This window comes from Microcoleus sp. Pol7_A1 (assembly GCF_036701085.1).
In the GTDB taxonomy this organism is placed as follows: Bacteria; Cyanobacteriota; Cyanobacteriia; order Cyanobacteriales; family Microcoleaceae; genus Microcoleus; species Microcoleus asticus.
In genome coordinates this window covers 1-18896 of record NZ_JAUBQD010000089.1, presented here as the reverse complement: position 1 = coordinate 18896, position 18896 = coordinate 1, and the positions used below count along the sequence as shown (strand labels likewise).

8 protein-coding genes and 1 pseudogene are annotated in these 18896 nt (G+C 42.6%); 6 read left to right on the top strand and 3 right to left on the bottom strand.

Annotation, left to right across the window (positions count from 1 at the left end):
- The first annotated feature begins 93 nt into the window (after positions 1-93).
- The 6 genes and pseudogenes from QUA20_RS29235 to QUA20_RS29210 form a co-directional block, all read left to right on the top strand.
- A complete protein-coding gene (locus QUA20_RS29235) occupies positions 94-3831 on the top strand; it encodes an ATP-binding protein (RefSeq protein WP_445304729.1) in 3738 nt (1245 codons plus the stop codon).
- A gap of 14 nt (positions 3832-3845) precedes the next feature.
- Entirely contained in the window at positions 3846-5675 is a 1830-nt protein-coding gene (locus QUA20_RS29230) for a GAF domain-containing sensor histidine kinase (protein WP_445304728.1), read from the top strand.
- A 149-nt stretch (positions 5676-5824) separates the two neighbouring features.
- Entirely contained in the window at positions 5825-11212 is a 5388-nt protein-coding gene (locus tag QUA20_RS29225) for an AAA family ATPase (protein ID WP_333193668.1), read from the top strand.
- A gap of 90 nt (positions 11213-11302) precedes the next feature.
- Positions 11303-16753 carry an AAA family ATPase gene (locus QUA20_RS29220; protein WP_333193666.1) on the top strand — a complete coding sequence of 1817 codons (5451 nt, stop codon included), beginning with the start codon at positions 11303-11305 and terminating at the stop codon, positions 16751-16753.
- Between the two features lie 43 nt (positions 16754-16796).
- Positions 16797-17039: an ATP-binding protein gene (locus QUA20_RS29215; protein WP_333193675.1), complete on the top strand. Its 243-nt coding sequence runs from the start codon at positions 16797-16799 to the stop codon at positions 17037-17039.
- A gap of 150 nt (positions 17040-17189) precedes the next feature.
- Positions 17190-17617 (top strand): annotated as a pseudogene (locus QUA20_RS29210) (transposase domain-containing protein); the annotation flags it as partial.
- A 155-nt stretch (positions 17618-17772) separates the two neighbouring features.
- Here the strand turns inward: QUA20_RS29210 and QUA20_RS29205 are convergent.
- The 3 genes from QUA20_RS29205 to QUA20_RS29195 form a co-directional block, all read right to left on the bottom strand.
- Positions 17773-17991, bottom strand: coding sequence for a hypothetical protein (locus tag QUA20_RS29205; protein ID WP_333193665.1), 219 nt, complete (start codon positions 17989-17991; stop codon positions 17773-17775).
- A 33-nt stretch (positions 17992-18024) separates the two neighbouring features.
- The gene (locus QUA20_RS29200) at positions 18025-18336 is read right to left on the bottom strand and encodes a hypothetical protein (protein WP_333193663.1); all 312 of its coding nucleotides are present in this window, start codon (positions 18334-18336) and stop codon (positions 18025-18027) included.
- Between the two features lie 85 nt (positions 18337-18421).
- A complete protein-coding gene (locus QUA20_RS29195) occupies positions 18422-18661 on the bottom strand; it encodes a hypothetical protein (RefSeq protein ID WP_333193660.1) in 240 nt (79 codons plus the stop codon).
- Positions 18662-18896: the final 235 nt, after the last annotated feature.

Sequence of the window (18896 nt, the reverse complement as noted above, 5' to 3'; positions counted from 1 at the left end):
TGCCAACAATAGCTCAAAACCTTTGCCCCACTTGTTTTGAGTATTTATACTTGTCGCAAAAGTGACACGCTCCCAAAGGGCTATGTGTTAGTCATGGAAGATTTTGGTGGCATTTCTCTTCAAGAATGGGCACTGAAAGCAAAAAATCGACTCTCTTTGAGGGAGTTTTTACAGATCGCGATCGCCCTCTGCAATACCTTAGATATACTGTATCGCGAACGCATCATTCATAAAGACATCAAACCCAGTAATATCCTCATCAATCCGGAAACGAAAGAAATCAAATTAATTGACTTTAGTATCTCATCATTGCTACCCCGAGAAACACAAACACTACTCAATCCCAATGGGTTAGAAGGGACACTGGCTTATATTTCTCCTGAACAAACAGGTCGAATGAATCGGGGAATTGACTATCGGACTGACTTTTATTCTTTAGGAATCACTTTCTACGAATTACTCACCGGAGAATTACCTTTTGACTCCAACGATCCAATGGAAATCGTCCATTGTCATATTGCCAAAGCATCGCAATTAGTCCATGAAATTAATTTAAAAATTCCTCCTGTTCTCTCAGAAATTGTTAATAAATTAATTGCCAAGAATGCTGAAAATAGATATCAAAGTGCGTTAGGAATAAAATATGATTTAGAAAATTGTTTAACTCAACTTCAAGAAAGTTGTCAGATTGAATACTTTGAAATTGGGCGACGGGATCTGTGCGATCGCTTTCTGATCCCCGACAAACTTTATGGACGAGAAGCGGAAATAGAAACCCTACTCCAAGCATTTGGACGAGTCGCCAATGGCGCATCTGAGCTAATGCTAGTAACAGGCTTTTCGGGGATTGGCAAAACAGCAATTGTCAATGAAGTGTATAAGCCCATCGTGCGATCGAAAGGCTACTTCATCAAAGGCAAATACGATCAGTTTCAACGCAACATCCCGTTTTCTGGATTAGTACAAGCATTCCGCGATTTGATGGGGCAACTGCTGAGTGAAAGCGATGCTCAGTTAGAACAGTGGAAAGCCAAAATTCTGTCTGCTTTGGGTGAAAATGGGCAAGTCTTGATCGATGTAATTCCCGAACTAGAAGAAATTATCGGCAAACAACCATCTGCGATCGAACTTGCTGCTAGTGCGGCACAAAATCGCTTCAATTTACTGTTTGTGAAATTCATTAAAGTGTTTGCCACGCCAGAGCATCCACTGGTGATGTTTTTGGACGATTTACAGTGGGCAGATTCAGCATCCCTCAGTTTGATGAAGTTGTTGATGAGTCAAGCAGAGGGGGGCTACCTATTCATTATTGGTGCTTACCGCGATAACGAAGTTTTTCCAGCCCATCCGCTGATGCTGGCGTTGGAGGAAATCGAAAAAACAAAGGCAATTGTCAACAAGATCGCGCTGACTCCGTTAAGTCAATCTGACGTGAATCTTATGATTGCAGACACTTTTAGTTGTGCGATCGAACTGGCACTGCCTTTAACAGAGTTAGTCTATCAAAAAGCCAAGGGCAATCCGTTTTTTACGACGCAATTTTTGAAGGCGTTGTATGAGGATGGGCTGATTACATTTGACTGGGAGATAAGTTCCTGGCAGTGTGATGTAGCGCAGGTGCGATCGCTAGCACTCACCGATGATGTAGTGGAATTCATGGCAGTACAGCTACAAAAGTTACCCACCGCAACGCAAAACATTTTAAAGCTAGCCGCTTGCATTGGCAACCAGTTTGATTTAGCAACACTAGCAATTGTTTGCGAACAGTCGGAAATAGAAACAGCGACAGTGTTGTGGAAAGCCTTGCAAGAAGGACTAATTTTACCCCAGAGCGAAATCTACAAGTTTTATCAAAACTTGGAACTCGACACTCAACATTCAACCCCCAACACCCAACAATGTTTCTATAAGTTTTTACACGATCGGATTCAGCAAGCAGCATACTGTTTGATTCCCGAACAGCAAAAGCAGATGACTCACTTAAAAATTGGTCGTCTCTTATTAGAAAATACCGCCTCTGAAAATCTCGAAGAGAAGATTTTTACCATCCTCAATCAGATTAATTATGGGGTGAATTTACTCCAAGAAGAATCTGAACGGGAATTGATTGCCCGACTCAACTTAAAGGCAGGTGAAAAAGCCAAGGCTGCTACTGCTTACGAAGCAGCACTCAAGTATTTAAATACAGGTAAGACGCTGTTATCGAGTGAGAGTTGGGAGACTAACTACGCACTGACACATCATCTCTATACAAGTATTTCGGAAGCTGAATATCTCAATTGCAACTACAAGCAAGCTGAAGAATTGATTGATATTACCCTCAAAAAATCAGCTTCAATCTTAGACCGCGTACCCGTGTATCGCGTTCAATTACAGTTGTATAATGTGCAATCTCAGTTTAATCAAGCCATCGAAGTTGGGCTGTCTTGTCTGCAAGAACTTAACGTAAGTTTAGAAGTAAATCCACCTCAAAAGCAGCAACTTGAAGTTGAGAAACTAAGCAATCTTCCTCTGATGGCCGATCCACAGAAGGAAGCAGCAATGGAGGTCTTAATTGCCTTAACTGCTCCAGCTTACGCGCAACGACCTGAATTACTGATGGAAATTATTAACACCTTGGTTTATCTCTCCATTCAATATGGTAATTCAAAGTATTCACCCTATGGTTATTGTCTTTATGGGATGCTCCTTTGTGCGAGCATGGAGGATATCGATCGGGGCTATCAATTGGGTCAAATGTCGTTAGATATATTAGAAAAACTGGGTGCTAAAGCATACACTGCTAAGGTTTGCAACATCTTTGGAAACTGCATCCGACACTGGAAAAAACCTGCGCGAGAAAATATAGATTTAGCAATTGGCGTGCAGGGATTTTCTAGTGGCTTAGAAACTGGAGATATAGAGAATGGGGGATATTCAATTATTCATCATTGCGTGAGTCTGTTGTTTCTGGGCGTGCATTTGCCAGAACTAGAGAAGAAAGTTGACGATTATTTACAAATCCTCACCCAACTCAAGCATCAATATGCGACAACGATTCTTCAGATCGGTCGCCTGACTATTTTGAACTTGCAGGAAAATGACTTTAGTAAGTTTGAATTGCCTGAATATTTTCAAGAGTCTGAACAATTAGAGTCTGACCTGATTGCCAATAAAAGTTTTACTCCTCTTTTTATTTTGTATGTCCTTAGAGGTTTGTTTTCGTACTCGATCGGTAAATATCAAGCAGCAATTAATTACCTGAAACTAGCAGGATCTTATCTTGGCAATGCACCGGGATTACTTGCTGTCAGCGAACATAACTTCTACTATTCACTTTCTTTGCTAGCTCAATATCGGGAATTGGAGGAAAATCAACAGATTGAATGCTTAAAAATAGTGGATGCTAACCAGCAAAAAATGAAGATTTGGGTTAATCATGCCCCTGAAAATTTTCTACATAAATATGAGCTAGTAGAAGCAAAAAAAGCCAGCAAGTTCAGTCAAACTTGGCAAGTGGCTGAGTCTTACGATCGCGCTATTGCTGGAGCCAAAACCAACGGCTATATCCAAGTAGAAGCACTCAGCAATGAGCTAGCAGCAAAATTCTACCTCGACTGGAACAAAGAAAAAGTTGCCGCAGCTTATATGCAGGAAGCCTACTATTGCTACGCTCGTTGGGGAGCGACAGCCAAAATTGTTGACTTAGAAAAACGCTATCCCCAACTGCTTGCTCCCATATTACAGCAAACCGTTCTACCTTGTCCACGAATGAAACTATTTTTAGATTATGGAGTGTCTCATCCACCAGTTCCGCTACTTCTAGCAGTAGCAATATCTCTGTGGCTTTAGATTTAGCTGCCATTATGAAAGCTTCTCAAACTCTTTCTGGTGAAATCGAATTGGAAAAACTGCTTTCATCGTTGCTGCATATCGTTATTGAAAATGCGGGAGCCGATAAGTGTGTATTAATGCTGAAAGAGTCAAATAATTTACTAATTCGAGCATTAGCAAGGCTAAGCTTAGATAAGAATCAGAATGCTAAAGTTGATTTTTCTTCAATGCTGACTAATCCACAGCCTGTTGAAGAGTCACAGAATGTACCTATTGGCTTAATTAATACTGTCAAACGCAGCTTAAAACCTGCGGTGATTTTTAATGCCACATTGTATCCGCAATTAATTAATGACTCTTACATTCAGCAACACAAACCTAAGAGTATCTTGTGCAGCCCGATTTTGCATCAAGGCAAGTTAATCGGCATTTTATATCTAGAAAATAACTTAGTCACTGGAGCTTTTACTAGCGATCGCGTCGAACTGCTCAATCTGTTATGCGCTCAAGCGGAAATTTCCCTGGAAAATGCCCGACTTTATCAGCAGTCGCAAACCTATGCCCAACAGCTAGAGCAGTCATTCGCTAAATTGAGTGAGAGTAACTCTCGCTTTGAGAAACTTGTAGATAATGTTCCTGGTGTTGTTTATCAAGCCTGCTGGACTCCCGATCGAAGCAGATATCTGACCTACATCAGTGCTGAGTGTTACGACTTGTTGGAAGCCACGCCAGAACAGGCGATCGCCAATGTGCACTTTTTCACGGAGATGGTACATCCAAATGATGCTGCCAGTTACGAGCAGTCGCTTCTCGACTCAATACAAACATTGACTCCTTTGGAGTGGTCAGGACGAATTATTACACCATCAGGGATTGTCAAATGGATTCACGCTGAAGCTCGAGTTGAACAACACGCGGATGGAACTGTGGTTTGGGATGGATTATTGTTGGATATTAGCGATCGCAAACGTGCCGAAGCCGGCATTATCCAAAAATCTCAAGAATTAGAACAAGCCTTACATGACTTGCAGCAAACCCAATTGCAAATGATTCAAAGCGAAAAGATGTCAGCATTGGGAAACTTAGTTGCTGGCGTTGCCCATGAAATTAATAACCCCATAGGTTTTATTTCCGGCAATTTATATGAAGCCAAATCCACCGTTCAAGACTTAACAGAACATCTAGATTTGTATCGCAGCCAAGCATCTGCTGCCAACATTGCCGATCATGCGGTCGAGATTGATTTAGATTATCTGATCGAAGACTTGCCCAACATGATTGACTCGATGCAATCGGGCTGCGATCGCATCAAAGGTATCAGCACTAGCCTTCGCACGTTTTCTAGAGCTGACAAAGACTACAAAGTTGCTTTTAACATCCACGAGGGCATCGACAGCACAATTTTAATTCTTAAATATCGATTGAAAGCTTCGGATGAGCGGCCTGCCATTGAAGTAGTGACAGACTACGGCAATATTCCGGCGATTGAATGTTTCCCCGGACAACTTAACCAGGTATTTATTAACATTCTCGCCAATGCGATCGATGCGTTGGATGAATCAAATACTGGTCGAAGTTTTGCAGAAATCAAGGCTAATCCCAACCGCATTACCATTCAAACCTCCTTAGTTGATAACCGCGTGAAAATTATTATTGCTGATAATGGTTGGGGGATGAATGAATCAGTAAAACAAAAAATATTCGATCACTTATTTACTACGAAAGCAGTGGGGAAAGGGACAGGTTTGGGATTGGCGATCGCTCGTCAAATTGTGGTTGAGAAACACGGCGGTACAATCGAGGTAAATTCTGTATTGGGAGAAGGAACGGAGTTTACAATTTTGTTGCCAGTGAAAGGATAAGACTATCTTGATAGATAAATTTTTTAAAATAAAAAATAAGAGCGGTAGAGTCTGTCTCTTGGGGATCTCGTAGTTCTATTTTCCTCAGACCAAACAAATAAAATGTATAATTAGCTACAATAGTCAATGTCTGAGAAGGAGTAATCCAGATGAGTGCAGCAGTGGATTTGACAAACCGAGTTTCCGGATATCATCTGGTTGAGCAATTATACTGCGGTTCGAGAACCCTAGTTTATCGAGCCATCCGAGAAACAGACCAGCTTCCTGTTGTGATTAAACTATTAAATCGAGACTATCCCAGCTTCAGCGAACTGCTGCAATTCCGCAACCAATATACGATCGCCAAAAACCTACGTCTGCCTGGAGTCGTTGAACCCTACAATTTGGAGTCCTATCGCCACAGCTATGCTATAGTAATGGAGGATTTTGGCGGCATTTCTCTGCGCGACTACGCCCAAGAGCGATCGCTGACTCTGGCAGAAATCTTAGAAATTGCCATTCAAATAACTGACATTCTCAATGAACTGTATAGGCATCGAGTCATCCACAAAGATATTAAGCCAGCGAACGTCCTAATACATCCGGAAACTAAACAAGTCAAACTGATTGACTTTAGCATCGCCTCCCTACTTCCGAGAGAAACTCAAGAAATTCACAATCCCAACGTTTTAGAAGGAACCCTAGCCTATATTTCTCCCGAACAAACCGGAAGAATGAACCGAGGCATCGACTACCGCACCGACTTTTATTCTCTGGGGGCCACCTTTTACGAACTGCTGACAGGAAAACTGCCATTTGAATGTGACGACCCGATGGAGTTGATTCACTGCCATATTGCCAAACAACCTCCTTCAATAAACAGCAAAGAAATTCCGCAGGTGCTTTCAGATATGGTGATGAAGCTGATGGCAAAGAATGCTGAAAAGCGCTATCAAAGTGCCTTGGGTTTGAAGCATGACTTAGAAAAGTGTTTGCAGCAGTGCCAAGAAACTGGAAACATTGAAACTTTTGAGTTAGGAACGCGGGATGTATGCGATCGCTTCTTGATTCCTGAAAAGCTTTATGGTCGAGAAACCGAAGTACAAACCCTGTTGAATGCCTTCGATCGCGTGGCAAATGGCACCTCAGAATTAATGCTAGTCGCTGGGTTCTCCGGAATTGGAAAAACGGCTGTAGTCAACGAGGTACATAAACCGATTGTCCGGCAGCGCGGCTATTTCATCAAAGGAAAATTCGACCAGTTTAACCGCAACATTCCCTTCTCGGCATTTGTCCAGGCATTCCGCGATTTTATGGCACAATTACTCAGTGAAAGTGATGCCAAAGTCAAAGAATGGAAAACTCAAATTCTCGAAGCGCTCGGTGACAACGGACAAGTCATTATTGAAGTCATTCCCGAACTCGAACGGATTATTGGATCGCAACCCCCAGCCCCAGAATTATCAGGGATTGCTGCTCAAAATCTCTTTAATTTGCTCTTCCACAAATTCATTGCTGTCTTCACCAAAAAAGAGCATCCCTTAGTGATGTTTCTGGATGACTTACAATGGGCGGATTCGGCATCGCTGAAGTTAATGCAATTGCTCGTCAATGAGTCGCAATTGGGTTATCTGTTGCTGCTGGGAGCCTATCGGGATAATGAAGTATCACCAGGCCATCCCCTGATGTTGACCCTAGATGAAGTGAGGAAGGCAGGAACCACACTCAACACTATTACATTAGCACCGCTGGGCCAAATCAGTTTAAATCAATTGGTAGCGGATACGCTAGTTTGTTATCCTAAGTTGGCACAACCGCTGACAGAATTGGTATATCAAAAAACAAAAGGAAACCCATTTTTTGCGACGCAGTTTCTCAAAGCCTTGCATCAGGATAAATTGATTATTTTTGAAATCCAATCGGGACATTGGCAGTGCGATATTAGCAAAGTTAGAGAGGCAGCGCTCACTGATGATGTGGTGCTATTTATGGCGCAGCAGTTGCAAAAAATGCCAGCAACAACTCAGTCAGTTTTAAAATTAGCCGCTTGCATTGGCAACCAGTTCGAGCTGGCAACATTGGCAATTGTTTCAGAGAGTTCGGAGACGGAAACCGCAACCGCATTGTGGAAAGCTTTACAGGAAGAACTGATTGTTCCCCAAAGTGAAGTTTATAAATTTTATGTAGGCGCAGAACAGGCGATTTCTGAAGCGACTTCTCAAACAGTTTCCTATAGATTCTTACACGATCGCGTCCAGCAAGCCGCTTATTCTTTGATTCCGGAAGAAGAACGCGCGATCGCCCATTATCAAATTGGGCAATTACTCCTACAACAAATTTCAGCAGAAGCCAGAGAAGAACGCATTTTTGAATTAGTCAATCAGTTAAATTATGGAACCACACTTGTTGTTGAACAAACCGAACGAGACGACTTAGGCAAACTCAACCTCACAGCTTGCCGCAAAGCCAGAGCCGCCACCGCTTATCAAGCAGCACGCGAGTATGCCACAGTCGGACTGACATTATTAGGATTTGAAGCTTGGCAGCGACAATATGAAATGACGTTATCCCTGCACGAATTAGCTGCCGAGATTGCCTGGTTGTGTGGTGATTTTGAGGGAATGGAGCGAAGGATTGAAGCGACGCTGCACCATGCTAAAACTCCCTTAGATCGGATGCAAATTTATCAAATAAAAATTCAGTCATTGAACTCCCGCAATGAATTTTTAGCGGCACTCTCGACAGGTAAATATGTCCTTCAATTGCTAGGAGTCAGCCTGCCTGATAGCCCAACGACCGAGGAGATTCAGCAGGCGAGACAGGAAATCAACGCATCACTCGGCGATCGCTCGATTGAGGAGTTGATTCATCTGCCGAAGATGAGGGATGCTCAAAAGCTTGCCATTATGCAGATTGCTGATAGCATTCTGCCTTCGTGTTACCTGACAGGTTCGCCGCTTTATCCCTTAGTAGTTGCACTACAGGTCAAGCTTTCAATTCAATTTGGTAATAGTCTCTTTTCTCCGATTAGCTATGTTAGCTACGCATTCCTACTCAATATGCTGTGGCAAGAGATAACACAGGTGCAGCAGTTTGGGCAATTAGCTTATCGCCTGGCATCAGAGCCAGAGGCCAAAAATATCCGAGCTGCAACTTTTAATGTATTTGCGGGATACGTTCATCACTGCGTGGCTCATGTGAGAGAAACGCTACCGATTTTTCAGGATGGCTATCAAGCGGGATTGGAAACGGGCGATCTGGAATTCATTGTCTACACTGTACAAATGTTTTCCTTGAATTCCTTGTGGTCAGGGAAACCGCTCAACGAACTCGAACCCCAAATTCGCGCCTACCACCAGCATTTGCGCGACCTCAACATCATCACTACAGCCAAGCATTATTTAATTTACTGGGAGACAGCTCTGATCCTTCTGGGGCGATCGGAGGATGAGGTTCCTTTACGCAAAGATTCTTATGAGGAAGAATTGGTTTCTCAGGTGCAAGCATCCAACGATATGTTTCGGTTGTGTATCTTTTACCACCACAGATTCGTATTGAACTTCTGGCTGGGAGACATTGTTAAGGCACAAAAGGATGCGGATCGAGCCAGACAACACCTGACAAGATGTATGGGAACAATTCTCGAACCTGTCTTTTACTTCTACGATTCTCTAACGGCGCTTGCCATACAGCCTGAATCAACTGCACAGTCGGACGATCGACTGCATCAAGTGCAAGAAAATCAAGGTAAGTTACAGCAATGGGCCTCTCATGCCCCGATGAATCACTTGCACAAGTGGCAACTGGTGGAAGCCGAACGTTACCGCGTTCTCGCTCAATACAAAGAGGCAATTGAGTGCTACGACTTTGCAGTTAAAGGAGCCAAAGAAAACGAATATCTCCAAGAAGAAGCGTTAGCCAACGAACTCGCAGCAAAATTCTACTGGGAATGGGGAAAAGAAAAAGTCGCCGCCAGCTATATGCAGGAGGCGTATTACTGTTATGCCCGTTGGGGTGCACTCGCCAAGGTTCAAGACTTAGAAAAAAGGTTTCCCCAATTACTTTATCCCATCCTGAATCAGCCCAAACTTCGCTTTAATCCTCTAGAGACGCTAGCAACGATTAGCCACTCTTCGCAGACTTCCAGCAATAGCAGCACGAGTATTTCCGAGGCACTTGATTTCGCATCTATTGTGCAAGCTGCTCAAGCTTTATCCAGTAAAATTCAGCTTGATGAATTGTTCGGTAGCCTCAACCAAATTATTTTAAAAACTTCAGGGGCAGAAACTTGTGCTTTGCTACTCCCCGATCGGGATGAATGGCAAATTCGGGCAATAACTCACATTAATCCAGATAACGAGTTACCCACAACCCTACTCCAAACCCAACCTCTGGATAACTCTGTGGGGATGCCGCTTAAGCTGATTTATTATGTCAAAAATACCCTGCAAACTGTCGTTATTGAAGGCGGGAAAACCGATATTCCGGGTTTAATGAATGACTGTACGCTCCAGTATCAGTCTCAGAGTATGCTGTGTACTCCGATTCTCGATCGCGGGAACTTAGTTGCGATACTTTATCTGGAACATCGCTCGACCAAAGGAGTGTTTACGAGCGATCGCCTCCTCGTCCTCAACTTCCTCTGCACCCAGGCTGCCATTTCCCTAGAAAATGCGCGACTGTATCAGCAAGCGCAGGATTATGCCTACCAGGTTGAACAATCTCAACTGCAATTAGTACAGAGCGAAAAAATGTCGGCTTTGGGCAATTTAGTAGCCGGGGTAGCCCATGAAATTAATAATCCAGTCGGTTTTATTTCTGGGAATATCCATGAAGCGATCGCTGCCGTCAAAGATCTTACAGAATACTTGCAGCTCTATCAAGAAAAATTTCCCAGTCCGGGCGAGGAGATTGAAGAAAAAGCTGAAGATATCGATATCGAATATCTCTTAGAAGATTTACCCAAAATGTTGAATTCGATGCAAGTCGGGTGCGATCGCATCCAAGGTATCAGCACCAGTCTTCGTACCTTCTCCCGAGCCGACAAAGATTACAAAGTTCCTTTTAATATTCATGAGGGAATTGACAGTACACTTTTGATTCTCAAACATCGATTGAAATCCAACGAACAGCGTCCCGCTATTGAAGTTGTGAAAGAGTACGGGAACCTGCCACCAGTTGATTGCTTCCCCGGACAATTAAATCAGGTGTTTATGAATATCTTTGCCAATGCCATTGATGCACTGGAAGAATCAAATCGAGAACGGAGTTTAGAGAAGATTAAAGCTCAAGCCAATTGCCTTACGATTCGGACAGAAATGAAGTCTTCTGAGTGGGTGACGATTCGTATTTCTGACAACGGGTCAGGGATATCAGATGAGATAAAAGGTCATATTTTTGACCACTTATTTACAACTAAAGGTGTGGGTAAAGGCACGGGATTGGGTTTGGCGATCGCACGGCAGATTGTGGTTGAGAAACACGGCGGTACAATTGAGGTAAATTCTGTATTAGGAGAAGGGACGGAGTTTACGATCTCATTGCCTACAAACGGATGAAGTTAATTATGCGATAGTCGCCTTTAACCCTTACAAATAGAGCCGCACATTAATTGTTAGCAGTCAATATTTGAGATTAGGAGAGCCAAAATGAATGCAAGTATAGATTTAACCAGATCAATTGCCGGATACCGTCTAATCGAGCAACTGTACAGTGGTTCTAAAACCGTGGTTTATCGAGCCATTCGAGAAATCGATCGGCTTCCAGTTGTCATTAAACTATTAAATAGAGACTATCCCAGTTTCAGCGAACTGCTGCAATTCCGCAACCAGTATACCATCGCCAAAAATCTACGTCTGCCGGGAGTCGTTGAACCTTACAGTCTGGAATCCTACCGCAACAGCTATGGGCTAGTGATGGAGGATTTTGGCGGCATTTCTCTACGGCAATACGCCCAAGATCGATGCCGAAGACGGCTCGGTGAAGCACCTAAGCGGGCTTTAGCAGAAATATTGGCGATCGCCATTCAAATAACTGACATCCTTGACGGACTGTATAGGCATCGAGTCATCCACAAAGATATTAAGCCAGCGAACGTGCTAATACATCCAGAAACTAAACAAGTCAAACTGATTGACTTTAGCATCGCCTCCCTACTTCCGAGAGAAACTCAAGAAATTCACAATCCCAACGTTTTAGAAGGAACCCTAGCCTATATTTCTCCCGAACAAACCGGAAGAATGAACCGAGGCATCGACTACCGCACCGACTTTTATTCTCTGGGGGCCACCTTTTACGAACTGCTGACAGGAAAACTGCCATTTGAATGTGACGACCCGATGGAGTTGATTCACTGCCATATTGCCAAACAACCTCCTTCAATAAATAGCGAAGAAATTCCGCAGGTGGTTTCGGATATGGTGATGAAGCTGATGGCAAAAAATGCCGAAAAGCGCTATCAAAGTGCCTTGGGATTGAAACATGACTTAGAAAGGTGTTTGCAGCAGTGCCAAGAAACTGGAAACATTGAAACTTTTGAGTTAGGAACGCGGGATGTATGCGATCGCTTCATCATCCCCGACAAACTCTACGGACGAGAAAGCGAAGTAGGAACGCTCATACAAGCCTTTGAAAGAGTCAGCGAAGGTGCAGCAGAAATGATGCTCGTTGCGGGTTCTTCAGGGATTGGAAAAACCGCAGTGGTCAACGAAGTTCATAAACCAATTGTGCGGCAACGGGGTTATTTTCTTAAAGGGAAATATGACCAATTTCAGCGCAACATTCCCTTTTCGGCATTTGTGCAAGCATTCCGCGATTTAATGGGGCAATTACTAGCAGAATCAGATGGGCAATTAGAAACATGGAAAAGCCAGATATTAACCGCAGTAGCAGACAACGGACAAGTCTTAATTGACGTAATTCCTGAGTTAGAAAATATTATCGGTAAACAGCCACCCACCCTTGAATTATCAGGAACAGCCGCCCAAAATCGCTTTAATCTCCTGTTTCAAAAATTTGTGCAAGTCTTTACCAGTAAAGAACATCCGTTAGTCATGTTTTTAGATGACTTGCAATGGGCAGACTCCGCATCACTGAACTTGCTTAACTTATTGATGCAAGATGCAGGGTATCTCTTAATATTAGGTGCGTATCGAGATCGTGAAGTCTCCCCCGTACATCCATTTATTTTAACAGTGGATGAAATTGTCAAAACAGGGGCAACGGTGAATACAATTACTTTACCGCCGTTAAGGGAACCTGATATGAATCAGTTAGTGGCAGATACACTGAATTGTGAATCATCTCTAGCCCAGCCTTTAACAAAATTGGTCTATCAAAAAACTCAAGGTAATCCTTTTTTTGCGACCCAGTTTCTCAAAGCATTACATGATGACAAGTTAATTAGCTTTGATTGCGAGATTCAATATTGGCAATGCGATATTGCCCAAGTGAAGGCATTAGCAATTACTGATGATGTCGTTGAATTCATGGCATTGCAATTACAGAAATTGCCCAGAGAAACTCAGGAGAGTCTCACACTAGCGGCTTGTATTGGGGCGCAGTTTGATTTGAATACCTTAGCAATTGTCAGTGAGAAATCACCAGACAGTAGTGCAACAGCTTTATGGAAAGCCTTGCAGGAAGGTTTGGTAATTCCTACTACCAAAATCTATAAGTTCTATACCCAATCTGATAGTGAGGAAGTTTTCAATGATTCCGCTAATCCGACTTATCGATTTTTACACGATCGCGTCCAACAAGCGGCTTATTCATTGATTCCTGACGAGGAAAAACAGCAGACCCATTACCATATTGGGCAACTGCTCCAACAAAACTTATCAGAGATAGAAAAAGAGGAAAAGCTGTTTGATATTGTCGGGCATTTGAATTTAGGAATTGAGTTCATGACTCAAGCAGAGGAACGGGAAGTCTTAGCCAGATTGAACTTAGCAGCCGGACAGAAAGCCAGAAATTCTACAGCTTATGCAGGCGCCAGAAGTTTTGTGAAAACAGGGCTGGAGTTACTCACAGAAAACTGTTGGCAAACTCAGTATGAATTAACCCTGAATCTTTATGTGGCTGCGGCTGAAACGGCATACTTAAATGCCGATTTTAATGGCATGGAAGAAATGGCAGCCCAGGTTTTGCGATCGGCCAAAACAATACTAGATAAAGTCAAAATATTTGAGATTCAAATCAACGCACTGACAACTCAGAGTCAGATGTTAGAAGCGATCGCGATCGGCACCAATGCCCTAGCACAATTGGGGATTGAACTCCCCTATGAAACTGACGAAGCATTGACACGCATTGCATTACAAAATCTTGCCAACCAACTGGAGGGCAAACAGATTGAGGAACTGGTTAACCTTCCCGTGATGAGCGATCCTCGGACAATCGCGGCGATGCAATTGTTAGGCATCTTGTTTCCGGCTATTTTTATGGGAAATCCTGCCTTACAGCCTCTGCTTTGTGCCACAATGGTCAGTATATCACTTCAATTTGGCAATGCACCAGCATCAACAATAGGGTATGTGGGTTATGGCATTGTGCTGTCTGGTTTTTTCGGAGAAGTAGAAAAAGGTTATAGCTTTGGGCGAGTAGCACTGAGCTTACTCAATCAGTTGAATTGGCCAGAATTTAAATGTATCACTTTACTTTGGTTTGGCTGTTTTATTCAGCATCGTCAAGAACCACTGAGGGCAGCAATCCCAACGGCGAAAGAAGGCTATTTAGTCGGAATGGAAACAGGTGATTTTCTCAATGCTGGATACTGCGTCAGTAGTTATTTATATAATAATTTTTTTTCGGGAGTAGAGCTTGATGATTGGCACGCAGAAATAGAAAATTACTGTGTTGTCTTAACCACTGTGAAGCAATATTCTCCTATGTTTTACGTGAAGATGACACAACAGACGGTGCGGAACTTGAGGGAAATTGTCAATCAACCGGATTTGTTAATCGGTCAGGCTTATGATGAAACCGTGATGTTTCCTGAGCATAATCAGAATAGTGAGCTTACTGCACTAGCTCTTGCCTATAACTACAAACTAATGCTTGCCTATCTCTTTGGCAACTACACCAACGCCCTAGACTACATTTCCCAAGCAAGCCTCTATTTGAGGGTAGCGGCAGCAATGATTCATACTCCGGTTTTCCATTTCTATGCCGGGTTAACCTACTTGGCACTCTGCTCTACGCAGTCAGAAATTGAGCAAGCGAACACTCTCGCTTTGGCAGAAACCCATCAAACCACTCTGGCTGAATGGGCAAACCAGGCCCCGATGAATCACCAACATAAAGTTGACTTAGTAGAAGCAGAAAAATGCCGGGTTTTAGGCAAGAATTATGAAGCTGGAGATTGGTACGATCGCGCCATTTCAGAAGCAAAAGAAAATGGTTATATCCAAGAAGAAGGTTTAGCCAACGAACTAGCTGCCAAATTCTACTTAGATTGGGGAAAAGAAAAAGTTGCACAATCTTACATGATTGAGGCTTATTACTGTTATTCCCGTTGGGATGCAAAGGCTAAAGTAGCTTATTTAGAACAACACTATCCACAACTACTGAAAGCTATTCTCAAACCTGCTAACTTTGTCATCACATCTGGGACAACCATCAACCCGACGTGGATGGGAAGCCTAACTAGCGTCAGTAGTAGCGAGAATTTATGGTTAGATTTTCCAGCAGTAATGATGGCAGCACAAGCCATTTCACAAGAAATTGAATTAGAGAAACTGTTAGCCACTTTGATGCAGATTACGCTTGCGAATGGGGGAGCACAAATCGGTTGTTTAGTGCTGCGCCAAGACCGACAATGGTTAGTCGCCGCTCAAGCCACACAAAAGCAGACAAAAATATTAGAAATTCCTCTGGAACAATATCAGGAAATTCCTCAGAGTTTGATTTATGCGGTGGCACGAACTCAAGCGACGGCTGTTTTTGACAACTTAAGTACAGCCGACGAATTTGCAGGCGATCGCTATATCATCGCTCATCAACCTAAATCAGTTTTATGTACTCCAATTATTCGGCAAGGAAAACTCGTCGGTATTGTGTACTTAGAAAATAACTTAACAGTGGGAGCATTTACTAATGATCGAGTAGAAATTATCCAGATACTCGCAGCTCAAGCGGCGAGTTCTATTGATAATGCTCGTTTATATAAACAAATAGAGAAATATTCCCAAAGCTTAGAAGCAGAAGTAGCGCAAAAAACGGAAGATTTAAGCCAAAAAGCTTTTGATTTAGAGCAAGCATTTAAAAACTTACAACAAACCCAAGCACAATTAATTCAGAGCGAAAAAATGTCATCTCTGGGTCAACTGGTAGCTGGGATTGCTCACGAAATCAACAATCCAGTAACATTTATTCGTAGTAATGTTGCACATATAGAGGATTATGTCAAAGATTTGCTTATTTTACTTAATATTTATCAACAAGAGTATCCTGAACCCAGTAAAGTAATTCAAGCGAAAATAGAAGAAATGGATTTAGAATTTATCTGGGAAGATTTAATTAAAATTCTGGAATCTATGAAAGTAGGGAGCGATCGCATTAGCCAAATTATCCTGAGTTTGCGTAACTTTTCCCGCTTAGATGAAGCCGACATGAAAGCAGTAGATTTACATACCGGAATTGAAAGCACTTTGCTAATTTTACAAACTCGCTTAAGACTGAGCGATGGCAAATCAGAAATACAAGTTATTAAAGAGTATGGAAATCTGCCCAATGTAATTTGTTATGCTAGTGAGATAAATCAAGTATTTCTGAGCATTATCAGTAACGCTATTGATGCTGTTCAATCAATTAATAAAACCAATAAAAACCCTGCAATCAGGATTCAGACTGAATTCATTGAAAAAGACAGGGTTAGAATTAAAATCACTGATAATGGTGCCGGTATCCCAGCGAATATTCAATCCCGAATATTCGATCCATTTTTTACCACTAAACCAGTGGGTAGCGGTACAGGTTTGGGTTTATCTGTTAGCTATGGTATTGTCAAAAAACATGGCGGTAAATTAACCTGTAATTCTAGAGTTGGAGATGGTACAGAGTTAGCGATCGAGATTCCCATCAGCTATATTAGAGCCTAAAGAATCATCTTACTGCTACGCCCGTTGAGAGGTAAAACAAAAGATATGCGATCGTTTATTTACAACTAAAGGTGTGGCTAAAGGCACGGGATTCGGTTTGGCGATCGCACGGCAGATTGTGGTTGATAAACACGGCGGTGTGCTAGAAGTGAGATCGACTTTAGATCGCGGTACAGAATTTACAATTTCACTTCTATGTCGATCGTTAGCGGGGTGTTTTTCTACTCCCGGGGAGGTTATAATTCAATACGGTTCAGTTAAGGCTCAAACCGTTGTAAACTACTAGGTATTGTATCCAAAAAGGGAAAGCAAGTTAGCGTGCATCTCAAAGAATTCTCATTAGTATTTCCCAAAATCCCAAATACGGAGATATTCAAAGCAATAGAAATGGCGATTCGGGCCACTGCAATCGAACCGGCGATTACTAAAACGAAGGTTGAAGAGAAACGTCATCGCGCCTGCGCCAGCACAACTGGTAGTGTGTCTGGTAATTGCCATGAGTCTGTGGTCGAAAGATTCAATGCGGAATGTACTAAAAAATTTGATTTATGGTCTTAATGAAGGATGGAGAAAAATTGGTAAACCTTGGCAATTTTTATGTGTATTTCGGCAATTACTCAAGCCAGACAAAGATTAGAAGCAGGCGTGGTGAGACAGTTGTTTCATTCTGCAAGTGCGACCAATGGCGACAGTTGAAACAGTAGGAGCTTTTATCAACCAACTCTGAGTCGTAGTGATAGACGGAACCTGCTTAGATATCCCCTCTGGGTGATGAAAATTCCCGGGTTTTTGGTCCTCCGGGAAGTCGTCCAGGTACAAGAGCAGCGTTTCCTTGCATCTAGATTAGTTATTTTATTAGAGGCATGAACACATTTAATATTTGATGCCTTAATGTGTCCATATACAGCGGATTCCAGGTTTATGAAGTACAGTAGCAGCAGCTTGTAAACCAGTTTTTAAAGTGCTTAATATTAACCAAATCAAGTGCCGTAGCTCTGGGGGGGTGACAAGATGGATGGCTAAGAGCTAGACTGAATCTGACTTATAGCTCTCATCCCCTGTTGGTAAAAGTAGCGCTTAGTCGGGGTTAAAGTCATTAACTCTTGAACTGCGTCGGCATATTTTTCCAGGTATGTTAGCCATTGGTGGCTATCTAAACCACTGCCAAAGGTACTCCGTCTTGCATATTTTGTTTGTGACTCTTGAGGGCGAACAATGTACTTTTTGACCGATTTCATTTTGAGATTTGTTCCTTGCATGATGGCACTACTTTAGGTGAGTGCTATTAATAAAATGAGGGTCATCAACCGCTGACCTTTTAAGCCTGTTCCCTCTAAATAATAGCCTCCGCTTTTGTAATCTCGGAACATTTCTTCAATTCCCATCCGCTTCTGATAGGCAGCGATCGCCATCTTAAGTGAACCCAAATTTGTGAGAATAAACCAACCCTCCTTAACCGACACACCTCGATATTCCCTCTTCCACTTACAAGCAACATCAAAGCCCTTAATTGGTTGAGTTTTTCGGACTTTGATCCCTGAGAAATAGAGAGAAATTCCTGGAACCAATCCTACCTCTTTCAATGGTTGCCAAATCTCAGGTTCGGTTTAGATACAGAGAGAGCATTTCAATCTCAAACAAAAATGTAGACGTTTCTCCCTCAGCCAGTTAGCCAGCTCGACGCCTGCAAAATTCCCGGTCTCCCAGCACTACTACTTGATAATCTTTTAACAGTGGTAAAATTTCTGCAATCGCATTCATTTGCTCAGTTATATTGCTGCTTCCTAGCTTTGGTAACAGCGACCAGGATAAAGGGATAGCTCTTTTCTCCCACACCAGGCTGACCATGAGTATATTGATCTTGCCCCACTGAGTGCGATCGATCGCAATTGATAAAGTCTGACCCACTTGGCAATAGGTAGTTAACCAATAAGTAACGATGGGATACCAAATCTGACTGATTGTTAATTGAGGTAAACTCAAGAACCTTTATAATTTCCGACGCCGACTTTCGGTAGTAATTGGACAGGGAAACACAGATGCTAATCGCTCTAACTTCACTTGCCTTTGAGATTGCAGCAGAGCGAGCAAGATGCCTAATACTAAAAACTGAGCACGAGTTAAGTGTTGTTGGAGATGCGTC